Raw genomic sequence first — 16,854 nt, forward strand, 5'->3', positions numbered from 1 at the left:
GAAAGGCGGCAAAATTCTGCCGCCTGTTTGTTCCGCCGTTGTTCGATCCTGTGCTTATTCCGCCGCGATATACTTGCCGACAATCTCGTCGAGCTCGCCGCTCTCCTCCAGAGAAGCAAGCACCTCGTTCACCTTGTCGAGCAGCTCGGTGTTCCCTTTCGGCACGGCAATCGCGTACTCCTCTTCCGTCAGAGCGGTATCCAGCACCTTGATCGCATCCGGATTGTTCTCCACAAACTTCTGAGCCGGGAAGTTGTCAATGACAACCGCGTCGATACGGCCCGCCATCAGATCGGAAACGGCTTCCATGCCTTTGTTGTAGCGTCTGACTTCCGCGACGGTATATTCGTTCTCGCCCTTCTCGTTGGTGCAGTACTGGTCGCCGGTGGTGCCAAGCTGCACGCCCACGGTCTTATCCGCCAGATCCTCGGGGCCGGCAATCTCGCTGTCGGAGGTGACAATGATCGCCTGGGAGGCGTTGAAATACGGATCGGAGAAATCCACGCTCTTGCGGCGCTCCTCGTCAGCCGTCATGCCCGCCGCCACGAGATCCGCCTTGCCGGACTGCAAAGCCGGAATCAGGGAATCAAACGCGATGTCGGTCACTTCCAGCTCCACACCGAGAGCTTCCGCGATCTTCTGGCTGATTTCGATATCAATGCCGACAACCTCGCCGCCGTCCTTGTACTCAAACGGCTCAAACTCCGCGTTGGTTGACATCATGAGCTTTCCGCTCTTCTGAATATCCGCAAGGGTTTTGGTGGAGCTGCATCCGGCAGCGCTGACAGTCATCACGGCCGCAAGAAGGAAAGCGGCGATTTTCGCAAGCTTTTTCATGTTCCATGCCTCCAAACAAATGTAAAATCAATCCCAATACAATGACTGTATTATAGAGCATAAATATTCATAAAGCAAGCATATTTATAAAGCTTTTTTCTTTTTGTATAAACTGTTCTCCTCCCTCTCTCTTTTCCCTCTCAAACTATCTATTATGGCCGTGGAATGCCCATTCCATGGCTGTTTTCCCTCTTCACAGGAAACGTTTTGCGGCATCCAGAGGAAGCAGGGAGGACAAGTCCGGCGGCAGCGGAGAGGAAAAGGAAAGCTGCTTCTGCGTTACAGGATGCAAAAATGACACACGCGCGCAGTGAAGCGCCTGACGGGTCACAAGAGAAACCGGCCCGCCGTACATATCATCCCCCAGCAAAGGATGTCCCGCCGCCGCCATATGCACGCGGATCTGATGTGTCCGCCCTGTTTCCAAACGGAACGACACCAGTGAAAAGCCGTCCACCACCATGAGACTGCGCCAGTGTGTTACCGCCCGCTCTCCATCCGGCCGTACACAGCGCTGGATCGTATGGCCGGGCAAAAGGCCGATCGGCCCGTCGCAGATTCCTTCCCCCACGACCGCTCCTGTGCAGAGAGCCCGGTATTCCTTCTCCACCGCACCGGACAAACGCGATGCGGCAAAGGAATCCTTTCCCACCACAACAAGCCCCGTCGTATCGCGATCCAGCCGGTAGATGGGATGATATTCCGGCTCCTCTCCCCGTTCAGCCAAAAGGGCGCAGACAGCGTTGGCCAGCGTATCCCGATCGTGGCCAGGACAGGGGTAAGCCGGCATCTCAGCTGGTTTCTCCACCACCAGGACGGACGCATCCTCCCAGACAACCGTTAAGGGAAGGAAAACCGGTTTGGCGCTGCAGGGAGAAGCGGGGATCGCGAGGCGGACGGTATCTCCCGCCGAAACGGGGGTGCGGGCCGTGGCAGGAATGCCGTTTCGCAGAAGGCCGTCCGGCATGCGTTTTGCCGCCGTCAAAAGCCGGGCCGAGCAGCCCGCGAAGCCGCGCAGAAAGCCCTTGAGCGAAGCCCCCTCATAGGCGGGCGGTACGGTAAATTCCACAGCCTTCATGATGCATCCTCCTGAAAAAAATGGGCGGACGCCGTATGGCGTCCGCCCGTAACTATCCTTTTGTCTGAAAAGGCTCAGTGAACCTCATAGGTCCAGTTCAGCTCATCCGGGAGCTTGCCCCACTGGATGCCGGTCAGCGTGTCATAGAGCTTCTGGGAAATCGGGCCGATCTCTCCATTGTTGATCTCCATGATATCATCGCCCCACTTGAGATGGCCGATCGGGGAAATGACAGCAGCCGTGCCGCTTCCGAACGCCTCTTTCAGGCGGCCTGTGCGGGCTGCCTCCGCTACCTCGTCAATGGAGATGCGGCGCTCCGTCACCTTCATGCCCCAATGCTTCAAAATCTCAATGCAGGACATACGGGTGATACCGGAAAGGATAGAGCCCTGCAAAGCTGGGGTGATCACCTCGTCGTCGATCACGAAGAACACGTTCATCGTGCCGACTTCTTCAATATACTTGCGCTCCACGCCGTCCAGCCAGAGCACCTGCGTGTACTCCTGCTTCTCGGCCTCGTCCTGCGCCTTGAGGGAAGCGGCGTAGTTGCCCGCGGTCTTGGTGTAGCCCATGCCGCCGCGCACCGCGCGCACATAGTTCTTTTCCACATAGATCTTGACCGGGTTTAATCCTTCCGGATAATACGCTCCCACGGGGCAGCAGATCACCATGAAAATCAGATGGGAAGCCGGATGCACGCCGACATGCGGATCCACGCCGATGATAAAGGGTCGGATGTAGAGAGAGGTCCCCTCTCCGCTGGGAATCCAGTCGCGCTCGATGGACACCAGCTTCGCAATGGCCTCCTTCGCAAATTCCTCGTCAATCTGCGGGATGCAGAGACGCTCATTCGAGACATTCAGACGGGCCATGTTCTTTTCGGGACGGAACAGAAGAATGCGGCCGTCCACGGCGCGGTATGCCTTCATGCCTTCAAACACGGACTGCCCATAATGCAGGCACATGGCGGAGGGCTCCAGCTCAATCGGCCCATAGGGGACGATGCGCGGATCGTGCCAGCCCTGTCCAAGATCATAGTCCATCATGAACATGTGATCGGTAAAAATCCGACCAAAGGGCAGCGGATCGCCGGGAGCCGGCTTTTTCTTCGGATTCTTCGTCAATTCCACTCTGATTTCCTGCATAATGGGATGCCCTCTTTCTTCCTTGGGACGGAAAGCCGCCTCTTTTTTCTTTTCCCTATTGTAGCATCATTTTTCGCGCAATGCAAGGCATAGATGAATCCCGCAAAGGAAAATCCTGCACAAATATTCCCATTCTCGCCTGTTTTCCCTTTTTTACGGCGCGTTTGGGAGGAAAGACAGGATCAAAATGCAAAAAGCAAAATATTCGTCACCCATGATTCCGCAATCCCTTCGGGTACCGGTTTTTCAGCCGTCCTCCCGAGCATTTGCCGAAGCCCACGGTCACGCCGCCCGCGGCCACGCCGCACCAGCCCTTCCAGTCCTGCGGCGCGTCGATCTCCTCCCCGCGCAGATACGCGGCCAGCTGCGGAGAATCGAGCGGCAGATCCAGACACAGGGAAAGTTCCTCCGGACGCGCCGCCATAAACAGGCCATGACAGGGTTCCCAGCGCTTTCCCTTACGCTCGCACACAGGAACGCCCGCCCGCAGAACGCCCAATCCTTTGAGATCCGGCGTATCCTTCGGCGTGAGCAGCAGCATCTCTCCCGCCTGGGCAATCCCGCTGTCCGGCATGGGGATGCGGAACACCTCATTCCATACCTCCCGTGCCGCTTCCGCCAGCGCGCGGGAAGCCGGAGCTGCTTCCCCGTGGTCCGCGGCCGGAGCATCCCCTACCCGGCGCATACGGGCGGCAAAATGTCCCTCCCCGCCATCCATGGGGAAAATCCGCCGCGCCTGATCCATCCCGAAAAAGCCGGGCCGTCCGCCGCTTAATCCTGTTTCCTCCAGGGTGAAATCCGGATGGCGCTCCAGGAACGAGCGCACGGTTTCCTCATTTTCCTCCGGGGAAAAGGTACAGGTGGAGTAAACCAATACGCCGCCGGGGCGCAGCGCCTGCGCGGCGCTGTCCAGAATGGCAGCCTGCCGCACGGCGCAGGAGCGCACATGCTCCTCACTCCACTCCTCGATCGCCTGCGGATCCCTGCGGAACATCCCTTCCCCGGAACAGGGAGCGTCCACCAGCACCCGATCAAAAAAGCCGGCAAGCGCGGGACACAGCGTGTCCGGGTAACAGGAGGAAACAACCGCGTTGCGCACGCCCATGCGCTCGAGATTGGAAAGCAGCACGTTTGCCCGGCTTTTAATGACCTCATTGCTCCACAGCAGCCCCTTTCCCTCGAGCAAAGCGGCAATCTGTGAGGACTTCCCGCCGGGAGCCGCGCAGAGATCCAAAATCCGTTCTCCGGGCTGAGGATCCAGAGCCGTGACCGCGCAGGCAGCGGAAGGCTCCTGCGAATAAAAGGCCCCCGCGTGATGCAAAGCCAACGCACCGACCTTTCCGCCTTCCGGCGGGAAGTAGAACGAAAGAGGGGAAAAGGGAGCGCGGGAAAGCGGAAACGGAAAGGATTCCCGCAGCCTGTCCTCGCCGCACTTGAGCGGGTTCAGGCGGATCCCTCTCTGGCAGGGATCTTCATAGCACGCAAGAAAAGCGGGGAATTCATCCCCCAGCAGCGTTTCCATTCGTTTGACAAATGCTTCCGGCAGATTCATGGGTTCGTCCTCCTGTGAGGGAATAATCATTTTACTTATTATAGCACAGCGCTTTCACAGGAGGCAATCTGTCCCGCAAAAGCCGGAATGCTCCCGCAAGAAAATTTTATTGTGTTCCTCTGTGTGAACCGTATAATCCCGTTCGCCATTTCCCATACTAGGGTTGTGCTCCGAATACGGAGCGCAGAAAAATAAACAGGCGAAAAGGAGACAAATAACATGGACAACAAGACGATGAACAAGAAGGGCTCCAACGCCAAGAACTCCACCGGCAAGCCGCAGGAGTGCACCAACCGCAAGGACTCCACCAACAAGACGGGCAATGGGAATTCCTATTCCAATTCCTACTCCCATCCTTCCGGCAGCAACTGCGACTAAAGCATTTTCCGGCACATGAACGGAAAAAACCGGGTGAAAAGCAGCAGGCTTTTCACCCGGTTTTTCTGTCAGCGTTTTCTGCTTTTCTTTTCGCTGCGCTTTTCCCGGAAGCCAGCCACCAGCTCCCGCAGCGTTCGGTCGTCTTTTTTGATGGAACGGAAGCCCTCTCCCGTGATGGAACCGGCCTCTCCCACAATCAAAAAGGCATTTTCGTCACACTCATGAACGATATCGATCACCCGATGCACCTCGTCACGGCGCACAGCGCACAGCAGCACCTCTCCCTCGCGGCCGCTGTAGCCTCCTCGGGCGCTCAGCTTGGTCACACCGCGATCGATCTCCGTCAAAATGCGCGCGGAAATCTGCTCGCTCTGCTCGGAAATCACATACAGCAGCTTTCCGGTGCCGACATCGGTTCCGTACAAAATCGTGTCGATCACGCGGGTGGAGACAAATGTGGCAATAGCAGCATGAAGGCCGCTTTCCAAACTCTGATACACCACAGCGGAAAAGAGGATGATCATGCCGTCCACCATCAGCATCAGACGCCCCATCGAGAGATGGCGAAAACGGCGGCCCAGCAGGCGGGCAATCATATCGGTGCCGCCTGTCGTCGCGCCGCGCAGGAAAACCAGCGAAAGGCCGATCCCCTCCAGCGCGCCCCCGCACACAGCGGCCAGAAGCGGCTCGTTGGTGTACGGCACCAGATACTGCGGCACCAGCATTCCCAAAATATCAATCGCGGCGGAGGAAAGAAACGTCGCCAAAATCGTCTTTCCCACCATCTTATAGCCGATCTCGAGGATCGCCCAGATAAAGATCGGAATGTTCAGCAGGAACGCCATGGTACCAATCGGAAATCCCGTCAGATAGTTGATCACGGTGGAAAGACCTGTCAGTCCGCCGGGCGCGAAATGGTTCGGCGCCGCGAACAGCTTGACGGAACAGGCGAAAATGAATCCGCCTGCCACAAAGAAAACCAGATCTCCGGCGGCACGCACCGGAGCACTTCTCGCAGATTTCACAGAAACGCCTCCTCCTCAGACAGCGGGGGCATCCTCCCCGCAGATGATGGAAAAGAACAGGCGAAGCCTGTCCAGCTCCCCTTTCAGATAGACATAGCCGAACAGCGTTTCCAGCGCCGTGGCGGCGTGGTAATCGGCGGGATCGGCATTTTTCGGGACATGGTTGACATGCGCGTTCCGGCCCCGGCGGTACACCTCCTGCTCCTCCTCGGTCATCAGCGGGAGCAGACTTTGTGCGGCGGCGGCCTGCGCCTGACAGCACACCTGCTCCACCGCCCGTTTGTGCAGCTTGTTCACGGAGCAGTTTCCCTGACAGACCAGGCGTTCCCGCACAAACATTTCAAAAACCGCGTCTCCCATAAAGGCAAGCGTCAGAGGGCTGAACTGCCTGGGATCGCACGGCTGCTGTATAAAGCGTTCCATGTTTCCAGCCCCTTTATTCCATGAAATCAAATTCCAGATCGTACATGCTCACCGTGTCGCCCTCCTGGACGCCTGCTTCCCGCAGAGCGTCGATCACGCCGGAGGAAATCAGCACGCGCTGGAAATATTGCAGAGACTCGTAATCGTCGAAATTGACGGAGCGGATCAGCTGCGGGAGCCAATCGCCCTCCACCAGATACACGCCGTCCTGCTTTGTGATCTGCACCCGGTGCCCGGAGAAGCTGTCCTCCTTGGGAAGCTCCTTCGGCTCCGGCTCATAGCGCAGGATCGGCGGCAGCTTCGTCAGAAGCTCCGAGATCCGGTTGAGCAGGGGCTGCACCTCATAGGCGATCGCCGCCATGATCGGGAAAAATTCATAGCCCTGCTCCTCCACGAAGCGGCGGAACTCCTCCACCGTCTCGTCGTCCGTCAGATCACACTTATTGCCCGCGACAAGCATGGGACGCTCCGCAAGCTCCGGATTGAATTTTTTCAGCTCCTCATTGATAATGCGGAAATCCTCCTTGGGATCCCTGCCCTCACTGCCGGAAACGTCCACGACATGCAAAAGCAGACGGCAGCGGTCCACATGGCGGAGGAACTGGTGCCCCAGCCCCGCGCCCCCGCTCGCCCCCTCAATCAGGCCGGGGATGTCAGCCATCACAAAGGAACGGCCCTCCCCCATCCGTACCACGCCCAGAACCGGGGTCAGCGTGGTGAAATGATAGTTCGCGATGTTAGGCTTTGCCTCGCTGACCACGGAAATCAGCGTCGATTTTCCCACATTCGGGAAGCCCACCAGTCCCACGTCCGCGAGAAGCTTGAGCTCCATGACCAGCTCCATCTCCTCGCCCGGCGTGCCGGGCTTGGCGAAATTCGGCACCTGGCGCGTCGGTGTGGCGAAATGGCTGTTGCCCCAGCCGCCGCGTCCGCCGCGCGCGATCACCTGCGGTTCGTCGCCGGAAAGATCCGCCACCAGACGGCCCGTCTCCGCGTCCCGCAGAAGCGTCCCGCGCGGAACACGGATCAGGAGATCGTCGGCCTTTTTCCCGCTGCACCGGTTTCCTCTGCCGTCCCCGCCGCGCGCCGCCGCGTATTTTCTTTTATAACGGAAATCGGCCAGTGTGGAGAGGTTGTCGTCCACCTGAAAGACCACATTTCCGCCGCGTCCGCCGTCTCCGCCGTCCGGGCCTCCGGCAGCCACATATTTTTCCCGACGGAAGGAAACCGCGCCGTTTCCACCGTCTCCGGCTTTGATTTTAATCTTCGCGCTGTCGATAAACATCTGCAATCCCATCCTTTCCGGAAGGCGAAAAAGTCAAAAAAACCCGGGCAATTCCGTTTGCCCGGGTTTTTGTCTGCCAGCCTCTTACTGCTCAGCGTACACGCTGACTCTCTTGCGGTCGCGGCCGTAGCGCTCGAACTTCACCTTGCCGTCCACGAGGGCGAACAGGGAATCGTCGGAGCCTCTGCCAACGTTCACGCCGGGATGAATGTGCGTGCCGCGCTGCTTCACCAGGATGTTGCCGGCCAGAACGAACTGACCGTCGGCACGCTTGACGCCGAGACGCTTGGACTCGGAATCACGGCCGTTCTTGGTGGAGCCCATACCTTTTTTATGAGCGAACAACTGAATATTGATCTTCAGCATTTCTTACACCTCCAAATAACTCACTTGAATGTTCTGTGGATACTGTTCTTCCAGCCCCAACAGATGGAGCTTGAAGCCTTCGAGGAGATCGCGACAGGCCCGCACGTCACGTTCGGCCACCCGCACGCTCATATATCCCTCGTCGGCTGTGATGTGCGCCTGCGCCCGCAGGACATCCGACACGGTATTCGCCGTCATGTATGCCGCGGAGGAAACCGCCGCGCATACGATGTCGCTTCCCTGCTCCGCCGATCCGGAATGTCCGGTCAGCCGGAAGCCCGTCAGATCGCCTGAGACGTTCACGAAAAAATCCGCCTGGATCATTGCCCGGGCAATCAGCCGTTGATGGCCTCGATCTGAACCTTCGTGTAGGGCTGTCTGTGGCCCATCTTGCGCTGCTCGTTCTTCTTCGGCTTGTAAGTAAACACCGTGATCTTCTTAGCCTTGCCGTTCTTCAGAACCTTGCCCTTAACGGAAGCGCCGTCCACATAGGGAGCGCCGATCTTCAGGCCGTTCTCGTCGTTCAGGGCGATCACCTTGAACTCCACGACAGAGTCCTCTTCCGCCGCAAGCTTCTCGACGTAGATAACGTCGCCATACTGAACCTTGTACTGCTTGCCGCCGGTCTCAATTACTGCAAACATGGTAAAGTCCTGCCTTTACTGTAAACTCGCTATCTCCGGGCGGAGCGTCTGCCCACTTGAAAAGCCCGTAATAAGCGGCTTAAATAGCATATCACATTCCGTCAAGCTTGTCAACATGAAAAACCGATCTTTGCCGCCCGAAACAGAAGCGCCCGCCCGGCTCAATAGCCGAACAGTCCCTCCAGACTCTCGTCGTGCTCGATCCAATCTTTTACCTCCACAACGCGGTATTCCGTTTTTGTATCCCGAATTACCACACGGGTGATTCCGGCGTTGATCACCATACGCTTGCACATGGAGCACGAGGAAGCATGTTCCACATACTCTCCCGTGTGCGCGTCGCGGCCTACCAGATAAAGCGTTGCGCCGAGCATTTCCTTGCGGGAAGCGCTGATGATGGCGTTTGCCTCCGCGTGGACAGAGCGGCACACCTCATACCGCTCGCCGCGCGGGATCCCCAGCTTTTCCCGGATACACACGCCGCAGTCAATGCAGTTCGCACGGCCGCGGGGCGCGCCATTGTAGCCGGAGGAAACGATCTCATCGTTGCACACGATGATGGCGCCGTAATTCCGGCGCAGGCATGTTCCCCGCTCCAAAACCGTCTCCGCGATATCCAGATAATAATTTTCCTTGTCCGTGCGTACCATATCCGTTTCCTTCCTTCCTGTGCTCGTGCCGTTTCGCTGACCTTCTTTCCATACAATATGTATGATAAAGAATTTTCGCCCCGGAATCAAGTGGTTTTCGACTCCATGCGCGATTTTTCCCTTCACAGCGCGGGCTGAAGAAACGCAAATGCGCCGGGGCTGACGGTAAAGGAAATCTGCTTTGTTTTGACGCACTCGCCGTCGCAGGTGGCGATCGCCTCTTTGCCGGAGGAAATTTCCATTTTCCGGCCGCGCCGGTAAATCAGATACGGGGCGAACACCTCGGAATCCAGATGACCGCCGCGTTTGTAGGTGCCGAGCATCCGCAGGATCTTCGCGCGCCCCGGCGTGCGGATCAGCACAAAGTCAAGCAGGCCGTCATCCGGCACGGCGCGGGGTGCTCCCCGATAGCCGCCGCCGTAATACTGCCCATTTCCCGCCAGGGCAAACACAAAGTTTCCGGAAACGTGCTCCTTCCCGTCTATGGTAACGTCCATTTCAAATCCCAGCTTGCTGAAAAAGCACTTGACCAGCGCGAGATTGTATGCCATGGATCCATTGACAAGAGGAAGCCGCTTGAACTGTACCATATGATACGCTACAGCCGCATCCAGCCCGATGGCGCACATATCCGCGGCGCAGCCGAATTCCGTGAGAATGAGGTCCAGCCTGCGGGGCCGGGCGTCAAACTGGTGCGCGGGAGACAGAAAACATTCCCGTCCCCCAAAGCTCCGCACAAAATCATCCCCCGAGCCGCATGGGATAATCCCCAGAGAAATGGTTTCCTGTCCCGCCGCACCGGAGGCCGCCTCGCGAAACGTGCCGTCTCCGCCCACCGCGAAAACACGCAGCTCCTCTCCCCGGGTCGCCAGCTCGCGCACCAGCGTCTCCGCATGGCCGGGAGACTGTGTAACGATCACCTCAAAGGGCGCACCGCGTTTTTCCCAATATTCCAGAAACGGCGGCAACACCGTCTGGCGCGGATCCCGCCTGCCCGCTGTCGGATTCACCAGAAAAATTGTTTTCACGTTCCGCCCCCCTTTGCGCCGCCTGTTCCGAAGATTCGTCAAATCCTCCCGCCTTCGCGCGGCGCTCTGAAATACTGATACACCTGGCATTTCATCATGCCGTTGTACAGCTTGCGGCGCTTGTCCGCCCGGCGTCCGAAGCATTTCTCAAACGTCTCGTCCGGGCTGATGACGGTATAGCTCCAGCCGGAACGCTGCGGAAACACGCGCCCCATCTCACGGTAAATCTCCTCGGCCGCACGCACATCCAGCAATCGTTCTCCGTAGGGAGGGTTGCAGACTACCCATCCGCGATCGCCCTGCGGGGCAAAATCCGACACCGCTCTCTGCTCCACATGCAGCCGCGCCACCACGCCCGCTTTGCGCGCGTTCTCCATCGTGAGTGAGACAGCCGCCGGAGCGAGATCCGAGCCATGCGCTTCAAAGGCCGCGTCACGGCGAATCATCGAAAGAGCGCGCTCCTTTTCCCGTTTCCATACGCCGGGCGCGACCGACTCCCACTTTTCCGCCGCGAAATGCCGCCGCAGGCCCGGCGCAATGTTCAGGGCGTACAGCGCCCCCTCAATCAAAAGCGTTCCCGATCCACAGAAGGGATCGTACAGCGCTCCGTCCCAGCGCAGACGGGACAGGTGAATCATGGATGCAGCGAGCGTCTCCTTGATCGGCGCTTCCACAGAATTCCCACGGTAGCCGCGCTTGTGCAGGCCAGGCCCGCTGGTATCCAGCATCACGCTGACCTGATCCTTCATCAGCAGGAACTGCACCTGATGCAGGCTTCCCGTTTCCTCCAGCCACGGCACACCATACCGCTTGCTGAGACGCTCAACAATCGCTTTTTTGATGATGGATTGACAGGCGGGAACGCTGGACAGCTTGGAATTGAGGCTTCTTCCCTTCACAGGAAAGGCATCCTTCTTTCCGATCCATTCCTCCCACGGCAGAGCGCGCACCCCTTGGAAAAGCTCCTCAAAGGTGAGAGCCCGAAAGCTGCCAAGCTGGATCAAAACACGCTCTCCGTACCGGCACCACAGGTTCGCGCGGGCCAGCAGCTCATCTCCTCCTGTAAAGAGGACGCGCCCGTTCTGCGGCTCCACGTTCTGCGCTTCCATGGCGCGCAGCTCATCCGCCACAAATCCCTCGACCCCCAGAAGGCAGGGGACCGCCATCTGATATTGATTCATGTTACCGCTCCTTGCGCAGCCTTCGCCGCAAAATATTTTCAGGCCCGGATCGTCTCATCCGGAGCGATCTCCCGTTCCCGCAGGATCCGCCCGATCACAAGGGCATAGACCGTGATGGACGCCAGCCCGCACAGGATATCCACCGCCGGTTCGGCGTAAAACGCGCCCGCCGCCCCCAGAAAAATTGGCAGCACCACCGTGAGTGTCAGATACAGCAGTTTGCGCGTCAGAGAGAGCGTCACAGCGAGTTTTGGAATTCCCAGAGCCGTAAAGCCATCCACCACCTCATATTGCAGCGCCAGCGGAATTACTCCCAGCGTAAACACACGGATTCCCCACACGGAAAGCTCCACCTGCTGTGGGTTTTGCGTAAAAATCCCGACAAACGCGCCTCCGGCCAGCTGGCTGACCAGAAACATCCCTGTGGTGAAAGCCAGGCACAGTCCAAAGATAAAAAGATAAGCTTTTTTGATCCGCGCGATCTGCTTGGCCCCGTAATTGAAGCTGAGGATCGGCTGTGTTCCACCGGTGATCCCGGCCAGAGGCATGGTGATCATCTGCATATAGCTCTGTACAATGGTGGCACACGTCACATAGACATCGCCCATCTCCGCGCCGCCGTGCCGCTGCAAGACGGTATTGAGGACAATCAGCAGGATGCTGTCCGTGGCCACAATAATAAAGGGCGAAAGACCGAACAGAAGAACCTTGCGCATGAGAGCCCAGGAATACCCTCCAAAAGAGAGCCGCACATGCACCCGCTTTCCCAGAAGGAACACAATGACAAACACACAGCTGGCCGCCTGGGAAATCACCGTGGCGATCGCCGCTCCGCGCACCTCCAGGCCGAGAAGAAAAATGAAAACGGGATCCAGGGCAATGTTCAGCGCCGCACCGATCAGCACCGTCGTCATTCCAATCCCCGAAAAGCCCTGGCAGATAATGAACTGGTTCAATCCCACCGAAAGGATCGCGAAGGCGGTTCCCAAAACATAAATGGTCAGATAGCTGTCTGCGTACACGAAGGTTTCCTCGCTGGCTCCGAAAGCCATCAGCATGGCGTCCTTCGTCAGAAGGAGAACCACTGTCAGCACAACAGCGAGAACCGTCAGCATCATCGCACAGTTGGAAAGAATCCTTCTGGCCCGTTCGCGATCTCCTGCTCCCATGCTCATGGCCATGAGCGGCGCACCGCCCACACCGACAAGAAAGGCAAAGGAGGAAATAAGCGTCACAATGGGGCCGCAAACTCCTGCTCCCGCAAGCGCCGCGTCTCCAATCACCGGAATATTTCCGATATACATGCGGTCCACGATGCTGTACAGGACGTTGACAAACTGGGCAAGCATTGAGGGAATCGCCAGCCGGAATACGAGCGGTCCAACCGGATCCCGTCCTAGATCATTCGTTCTTGCCATGGTTTCAGCCCTCTTCGTGTCTCTCGTTGTCGTGCGGCAGCGCACGGAGGATCCCGTCATAATCCGGAGCCGCCCGGCGCAGGGAAACTGGCCGCCCATCGCTCAAAAAGCCGTGACTGCTCTCTCCCGCGCAGCGCAGCATACCGGAAGCCGCGTCCTCTATCTGATAGGACAGAAAAAGCTTTGCGCCCGTATACCCTTTGACGGAAACCATAATCCGCACGGTTTCTCCAAAGCGGGCCATGGATTTATAATCGCAGGAAACCTTCAGCACCGGGCTGACAATTCCCCGCGCTTCCACCTGCTCAAACGGCATCCCAATCTGAGCGAGAAAGTCAACTCTGGCCTCCTCAAACCAGCGGATGTAATTGGAGTGATGGACAATCCCCATGCCGTCCGTCTCGTAATACTGCACTTTATGAAAATACGGCTCCCACCGCATAACAGAATTCCTCCTCAAAAAGGAAGGAGAAGGCGGGCCGCCTCCTCCCCATGCACTTTCCCTTATTTTGTGTAATTATCGAAATAACCCTGCACATACACAATCGGGGTTCCCTTGTCACCGCTTCCGGAAGTCAGATCCGCCAGAGAGCCGATCAGATCCGTCAAGCGGCGCGGCGTGGTACCCTGTGTGACCATGGTTCCCTTAAGGTTCTCCGCGCGCTCATCCTTTTCCCGGATCGCGGTGCGGATGGCATCACGCAGGCTTTCGCCGGACAGGCCTGCAAAATCATTATCCGCGAGGTACTTCAGCTTGACCTCGTTCGGCGTTCCGTCCAGGCCGGGAGTGTACGCCGGCGAGACAACCGGGTCGGCAAGTTCCCAGATCTTTCCGACCGGATCCTTGAACGCACCGTCGCCGTAAATCATAACCTCCACGTTTTTACCGGTCTTTTCCAGAAGCAGCGCATGGATGCGATCGACCATCTCCTGGCAGTGAATCGGGAAGAGCTTCACGGTTTCCTCCGTTGCCTTGTTGGAACCGAGCAGGCCATAGCTGTCGTTATAGCCGCTGCCGTTCACACTCTTGGTCATAATATCGTCAAGCCCGTACACTTTTTCTGCGCCGGCCGCCTTGAGAATCCTCTTGGTGCGGGCACGTGTGTGAATGTCACAGGTCAGAATGTTCTTGGTATAGGAGAGAATCGCCTTCGGATTGTTGGCGAACACAATTTCCACCTGTGCCCCGCTTTCCTCAATCAGGGTCTTATAGTACTCCACATAGTCCACACCGGTGAACACATGCTTCTGATAGCCGAACAGCTCGCGGTATTTCTCCTCCGTAAGCACATCGCTCCACGGGTTCACACCCTTCTCATCCATCTCATCCAGATCAATCAGGTGATTGCCCACCTCATCGGAAGGATAGCTGAGCATGAGCACGATTTTGCGGCAGCCCTTTGCTATGCCCTTCAGACAAATGGAAAAGCGGTTGCGGCTGAGAATCGGAAAAATCACTCCGACCGTTTCCTCTCCAAACTTTTCTTTCACATCCGCGGCAATGGCGTCGATGGACGCATAGTTTCCCTGCGCACGGGCCACAACGGCTTCCGTCACCGCCACAACGTCCCGATCGCGGATATCAAAGCCCTCCGCCTGAGAAGCGTTCAGCACGGAATCGACCACGATCGCCGCGAGGTCATCTCCCTCCCGGATGATCGGCGCGCGAACACCGCGCGATACGGTTCCAACCATTCTTTCCATCTTTCTGATTCCTCCCTGTCAAATTTCCGGAGCCTCTGATTTCCAAAGGCTCCGGCTCAGAATGTTTGTTAATTTTGAAGTTTTGCCTTTGTATGGCTCAATTCAGCGCTTCGGGCTCTTTCTCCCGGATAACGCTCAGTGCGGCTTCATCAGCCACCACAGTGACATCCGGGTGCAGCTGAAGCACGGAAGCAGGCACCTGCGGCGTAATCGGGCCGAAGAAGGAGCGATACAGAATATCGGCCTTGTCCTTCCCGCTGGCCACAAGAAGAATCTTTTTCGCGCTCATGATCGAGCCGATTCCCATGGTGACGGCGTAGCGCGGAACTTCATTCTCCGAAGCAAAGAAACGGGAATTCGCCTCAATCGTTTTGGGATTGAGCGCCACCCGGTGCGTGAGAGCCGGGAAGTCATCGGCAGGCTCATTGAAGCCGATATGTCCAGTGTGCCCGATGCCGAGAAGCTGGATATCGGCTCCGCCCAGAGAACGGATCAGCGCGTCATACAGCCGTCCCTCCTTCTCCGCATCCTCTGCCAGACCGTTCGGGATATGGGTATGCGCCGGATCAATATTGATATGGCGGAACAGATTTTCCCGCATGTAGTACGCATAGCTTTGGTCGTGGTCGGGGGCAAGACCGCAGTATTCGTCAAGGTTGACGCTGTGAACCTGCGAGAAATCGAGCATCCCCGCGCGGTGCCATTCAATCAGGCAGCGATAGATCCCCAGCGGCGTGGAGCCTGTCGCAAGCCCCAGCACGCTGCTGCGCTTGAGAATGACCTGAGCCGCCAGAATTCCGGCAGCCTTTTTACTCATCTGATCATAATCCGGAGTAGCAATGATTCTCATAAAATACATCCTCCTTCTTCACCGAGGGAACAACGGATTCTCTGCACAGCAGGTGGTCCGCTTTTCCGCTTCTGCCGCTATTGTAACACAGGAGACGAGTAAAGTCACCCTTTTCCAAACTTTTTCCGCAAGAAAAAGTTCATAGACCGTTTCCGTCCTCCTTCATTTCCCGCAAAAGTCTCCCCGCACAGATTCCCCCTTGTTCGCTGCAGGATTTTCATGATACAATAAAATCACTAAAAAATACATCTCCCTGCGGCGGCAGATTGGAGCAGCCGCCAGGGAAAACTGATATGGGAGGAATCACACGATGGCACAGCAGGAAAGGCCGGACGTCACACCCGTCCGGGAGCTGGGAGAAAAGCTGATTCAAAATATTGAAACCGTTATTATGGGCAAACAGGAGATTATTCGAAAGGCCGTCATCTGCCTGCTGGCCGGAGGACACATCCTTCTGGAGGATATCCCCGGTACGGGAAAGACCACGCTGGCCAAAGCGATCGCCCGATCGGTCGGCTGTTCCTTTGGACGAGTTCAGTTTACCCCAGATCTGCTTCCCTCTGATTTGACCGGCGTGAGCTTTTACAATCAGAAGGAGCAGCGCTTTGAATTCAAACCGGGAGCCGTGTTCACCAATATCCTGCTGGCGGATGAAATCAACCGCGCCACACCTCGCACTCAGTCCAGCCTGCTGGAATGTATGGAGGAGCGTCAGGTGAGCGTTGACGGAGTCACGCATCGTCTGGAAGAGCCCTTCCTCGTAATGGCAACACAAAACCCCATTGAGATTCAAGGAACCTTCCCTCTGCCGGAAGCACAGCTTGACCGTTTCCTCATGCGTCTTTCCATGGGATACCCTGCCGCGGAGGATGAAAAACGGATGCTGCTCGGCTTTTCCGCTTCCAGCCCGCTGGACACGTTAAAGCCCGTGGCACAGGCGGAGGAAGTAATCCGGGCACAAAGACTGTGCCGTGAAGTGTTTGCCGGAGAAGCCGTGTGCGGCTATATTGTGGCAATCGCGGAAGCTTCCCGCACAGATGAAGGCCTGCGCTATGGCGCAAGCCCCCGCGCCTCCCTCGCACTGCTGCACGCCGCACAGGCGCACGCAGCTCTGGAGGGGCGCGGCTACGTACTGCCGGACGATGTGAAGGCGGTCTGCGCCGATGTCCTGTGTCACCGTGTCCTGTGCCGTGCCGCCCGCGGAGCACAAGCCAAAACGGAAGCTCTTGAAATTCTTCGTCAGATTCTGGTGCGTGTCCCGGCTCCGACCGAAGATTCCCTGCGCTGAGG

At 57.5% G+C, this 16,854-nt stretch carries 19 protein-coding genes; 2 read left to right on the top strand and 17 right to left on the bottom strand.

Features of this window, described 5'->3' with window-relative positions:
- Positions 1 to 54: 54 nt before the first annotated feature.
- The 4 genes from B5F35_RS08145 to B5F35_RS08160 all read right to left on the bottom strand — a co-directional run bounded on the left by B5F35_RS08145 (position 55) and on the right by B5F35_RS08160 (position 4,612).
- Positions 55 to 837 carry a basic amino acid ABC transporter substrate-binding protein gene (locus tag B5F35_RS08145; protein ID WP_087239846.1) on the bottom strand — a complete coding sequence of 261 codons (783 nt, stop codon included), beginning with the start codon at positions 835 to 837 and terminating at the stop codon, positions 55 to 57.
- Between the two features lie 193 nt (positions 838 to 1,030).
- Positions 1,031 to 1,915, bottom strand: coding sequence for an RluA family pseudouridine synthase (locus B5F35_RS08150; protein ID WP_087239848.1), 885 nt, complete (start codon positions 1,913 to 1,915; stop codon positions 1,031 to 1,033).
- 74 nt (positions 1,916 to 1,989) lie between these two features.
- Positions 1,990 to 3,060: a branched-chain amino acid aminotransferase gene (locus tag B5F35_RS08155; RefSeq protein WP_087239850.1), complete on the bottom strand. Its 1,071-nt coding sequence runs from the start codon at positions 3,058 to 3,060 to the stop codon at positions 1,990 to 1,992.
- Between the two features lie 208 nt (positions 3,061 to 3,268).
- On the bottom strand, positions 3,269 to 4,612 hold the full coding sequence (locus B5F35_RS08160; protein ID WP_087239852.1) for an RsmB/NOP family class I SAM-dependent RNA methyltransferase: 1,344 nt from the start codon (positions 4,610 to 4,612) through the stop codon (positions 3,269 to 3,271).
- Positions 4,613 to 4,831: 219 nt separating this feature from the next.
- Here B5F35_RS08160 and B5F35_RS18690 point away from each other — a divergent pair, with 219 nt between their 5' ends.
- The gene (locus B5F35_RS18690; RefSeq protein WP_162611376.1) at positions 4,832 to 4,990 is read left to right on the top strand and encodes a hypothetical protein; all 159 of its coding nucleotides are present in this window, start codon (positions 4,832 to 4,834) and stop codon (positions 4,988 to 4,990) included.
- Positions 4,991 to 5,058: 68 nt separating this feature from the next.
- Here the strand turns inward: B5F35_RS18690 and B5F35_RS08165 are convergent, their stop codons facing one another.
- The 13 genes from B5F35_RS08165 to nagB all read right to left on the bottom strand — a co-directional run bounded on the left by B5F35_RS08165 (position 5,059) and on the right by nagB (position 15,564).
- A complete protein-coding gene (locus B5F35_RS08165) occupies positions 5,059 to 6,015 on the bottom strand; it encodes a YitT family protein (RefSeq protein WP_087239854.1) in 957 nt (318 codons plus the stop codon).
- 15 nt (positions 6,016 to 6,030) lie between these two features.
- Complete coding sequence (locus B5F35_RS08170) at positions 6,031 to 6,438, bottom strand: Mini-ribonuclease 3 (protein WP_087239856.1); 408 nt, start codon at positions 6,436 to 6,438, stop codon at positions 6,031 to 6,033.
- 13 nt (positions 6,439 to 6,451) lie between these two features.
- Positions 6,452 to 7,723, bottom strand: a complete 1,272-nt coding sequence (gene obgE, locus B5F35_RS08175) for a GTPase ObgE (protein ID WP_087239858.1) — start codon at positions 7,721 to 7,723, stop codon at positions 6,452 to 6,454.
- 84 nt (positions 7,724 to 7,807) lie between these two features.
- Positions 7,808 to 8,089: a 50S ribosomal protein L27 gene (gene rpmA / locus B5F35_RS08180; protein WP_087239859.1), complete on the bottom strand. Its 282-nt coding sequence runs from the start codon at positions 8,087 to 8,089 to the stop codon at positions 7,808 to 7,810.
- 3 nt (positions 8,090 to 8,092) lie between these two features.
- On the bottom strand, positions 8,093 to 8,392 hold the full coding sequence (locus tag B5F35_RS08185; protein ID WP_242969443.1) for a ribosomal-processing cysteine protease Prp: 300 nt from the start codon (positions 8,390 to 8,392) through the stop codon (positions 8,093 to 8,095).
- A 32-nt stretch (positions 8,393 to 8,424) separates the two neighbouring features.
- A complete protein-coding gene (gene rplU / locus B5F35_RS08190; RefSeq protein WP_087239862.1) occupies positions 8,425 to 8,733 on the bottom strand; it encodes a 50S ribosomal protein L21 in 309 nt (102 codons plus the stop codon).
- Between the two features lie 161 nt (positions 8,734 to 8,894).
- Entirely contained in the window at positions 8,895 to 9,383 is a 489-nt protein-coding gene (locus B5F35_RS08195) for a deoxycytidylate deaminase (RefSeq protein WP_087239864.1), read from the bottom strand.
- A gap of 122 nt (positions 9,384 to 9,505) precedes the next feature.
- On the bottom strand, positions 9,506 to 10,411 hold the full coding sequence (locus tag B5F35_RS08200) for a diacylglycerol/lipid kinase family protein (protein ID WP_162611377.1): 906 nt from the start codon (positions 10,409 to 10,411) through the stop codon (positions 9,506 to 9,508).
- 38 nt (positions 10,412 to 10,449) lie between these two features.
- Complete coding sequence (locus tag B5F35_RS08205) at positions 10,450 to 11,592, bottom strand: THUMP domain-containing class I SAM-dependent RNA methyltransferase (protein ID WP_087239868.1); 1,143 nt, start codon at positions 11,590 to 11,592, stop codon at positions 10,450 to 10,452.
- 38 nt (positions 11,593 to 11,630) lie between these two features.
- Positions 11,631 to 13,010, bottom strand: a complete 1,380-nt coding sequence (locus B5F35_RS08210) for an MATE family efflux transporter (RefSeq protein WP_087239870.1) — start codon at positions 13,008 to 13,010, stop codon at positions 11,631 to 11,633.
- A gap of 4 nt (positions 13,011 to 13,014) precedes the next feature.
- Positions 13,015 to 13,452 carry an acyl-CoA thioesterase gene (locus B5F35_RS08215; RefSeq protein ID WP_087239873.1) on the bottom strand — a complete coding sequence of 146 codons (438 nt, stop codon included), beginning with the start codon at positions 13,450 to 13,452 and terminating at the stop codon, positions 13,015 to 13,017.
- A gap of 62 nt (positions 13,453 to 13,514) precedes the next feature.
- Positions 13,515 to 14,714: a coenzyme F420-0:L-glutamate ligase gene (locus tag B5F35_RS08220; RefSeq protein WP_087239874.1), complete on the bottom strand. Its 1,200-nt coding sequence runs from the start codon at positions 14,712 to 14,714 to the stop codon at positions 13,515 to 13,517.
- Between the two features lie 97 nt (positions 14,715 to 14,811).
- Entirely contained in the window at positions 14,812 to 15,564 is a 753-nt protein-coding gene (gene nagB / locus B5F35_RS08225; protein WP_087239876.1) for a glucosamine-6-phosphate deaminase, read from the bottom strand.
- Between the two features lie 310 nt (positions 15,565 to 15,874).
- Between nagB and B5F35_RS08230 the strand changes: the two genes are divergently transcribed.
- A complete protein-coding gene (locus B5F35_RS08230) occupies positions 15,875 to 16,852 on the top strand; it encodes an AAA family ATPase (protein WP_087239878.1) in 978 nt (325 codons plus the stop codon).
- Positions 16,853 to 16,854: the final 2 nt, after the last annotated feature.

This window comes from Anaeromassilibacillus sp. An200, assembly GCF_002160025.1.
Lineage (GTDB): Bacteria > Bacillota > Clostridia > Oscillospirales > Acutalibacteraceae > Caccousia > Caccousia stercoris.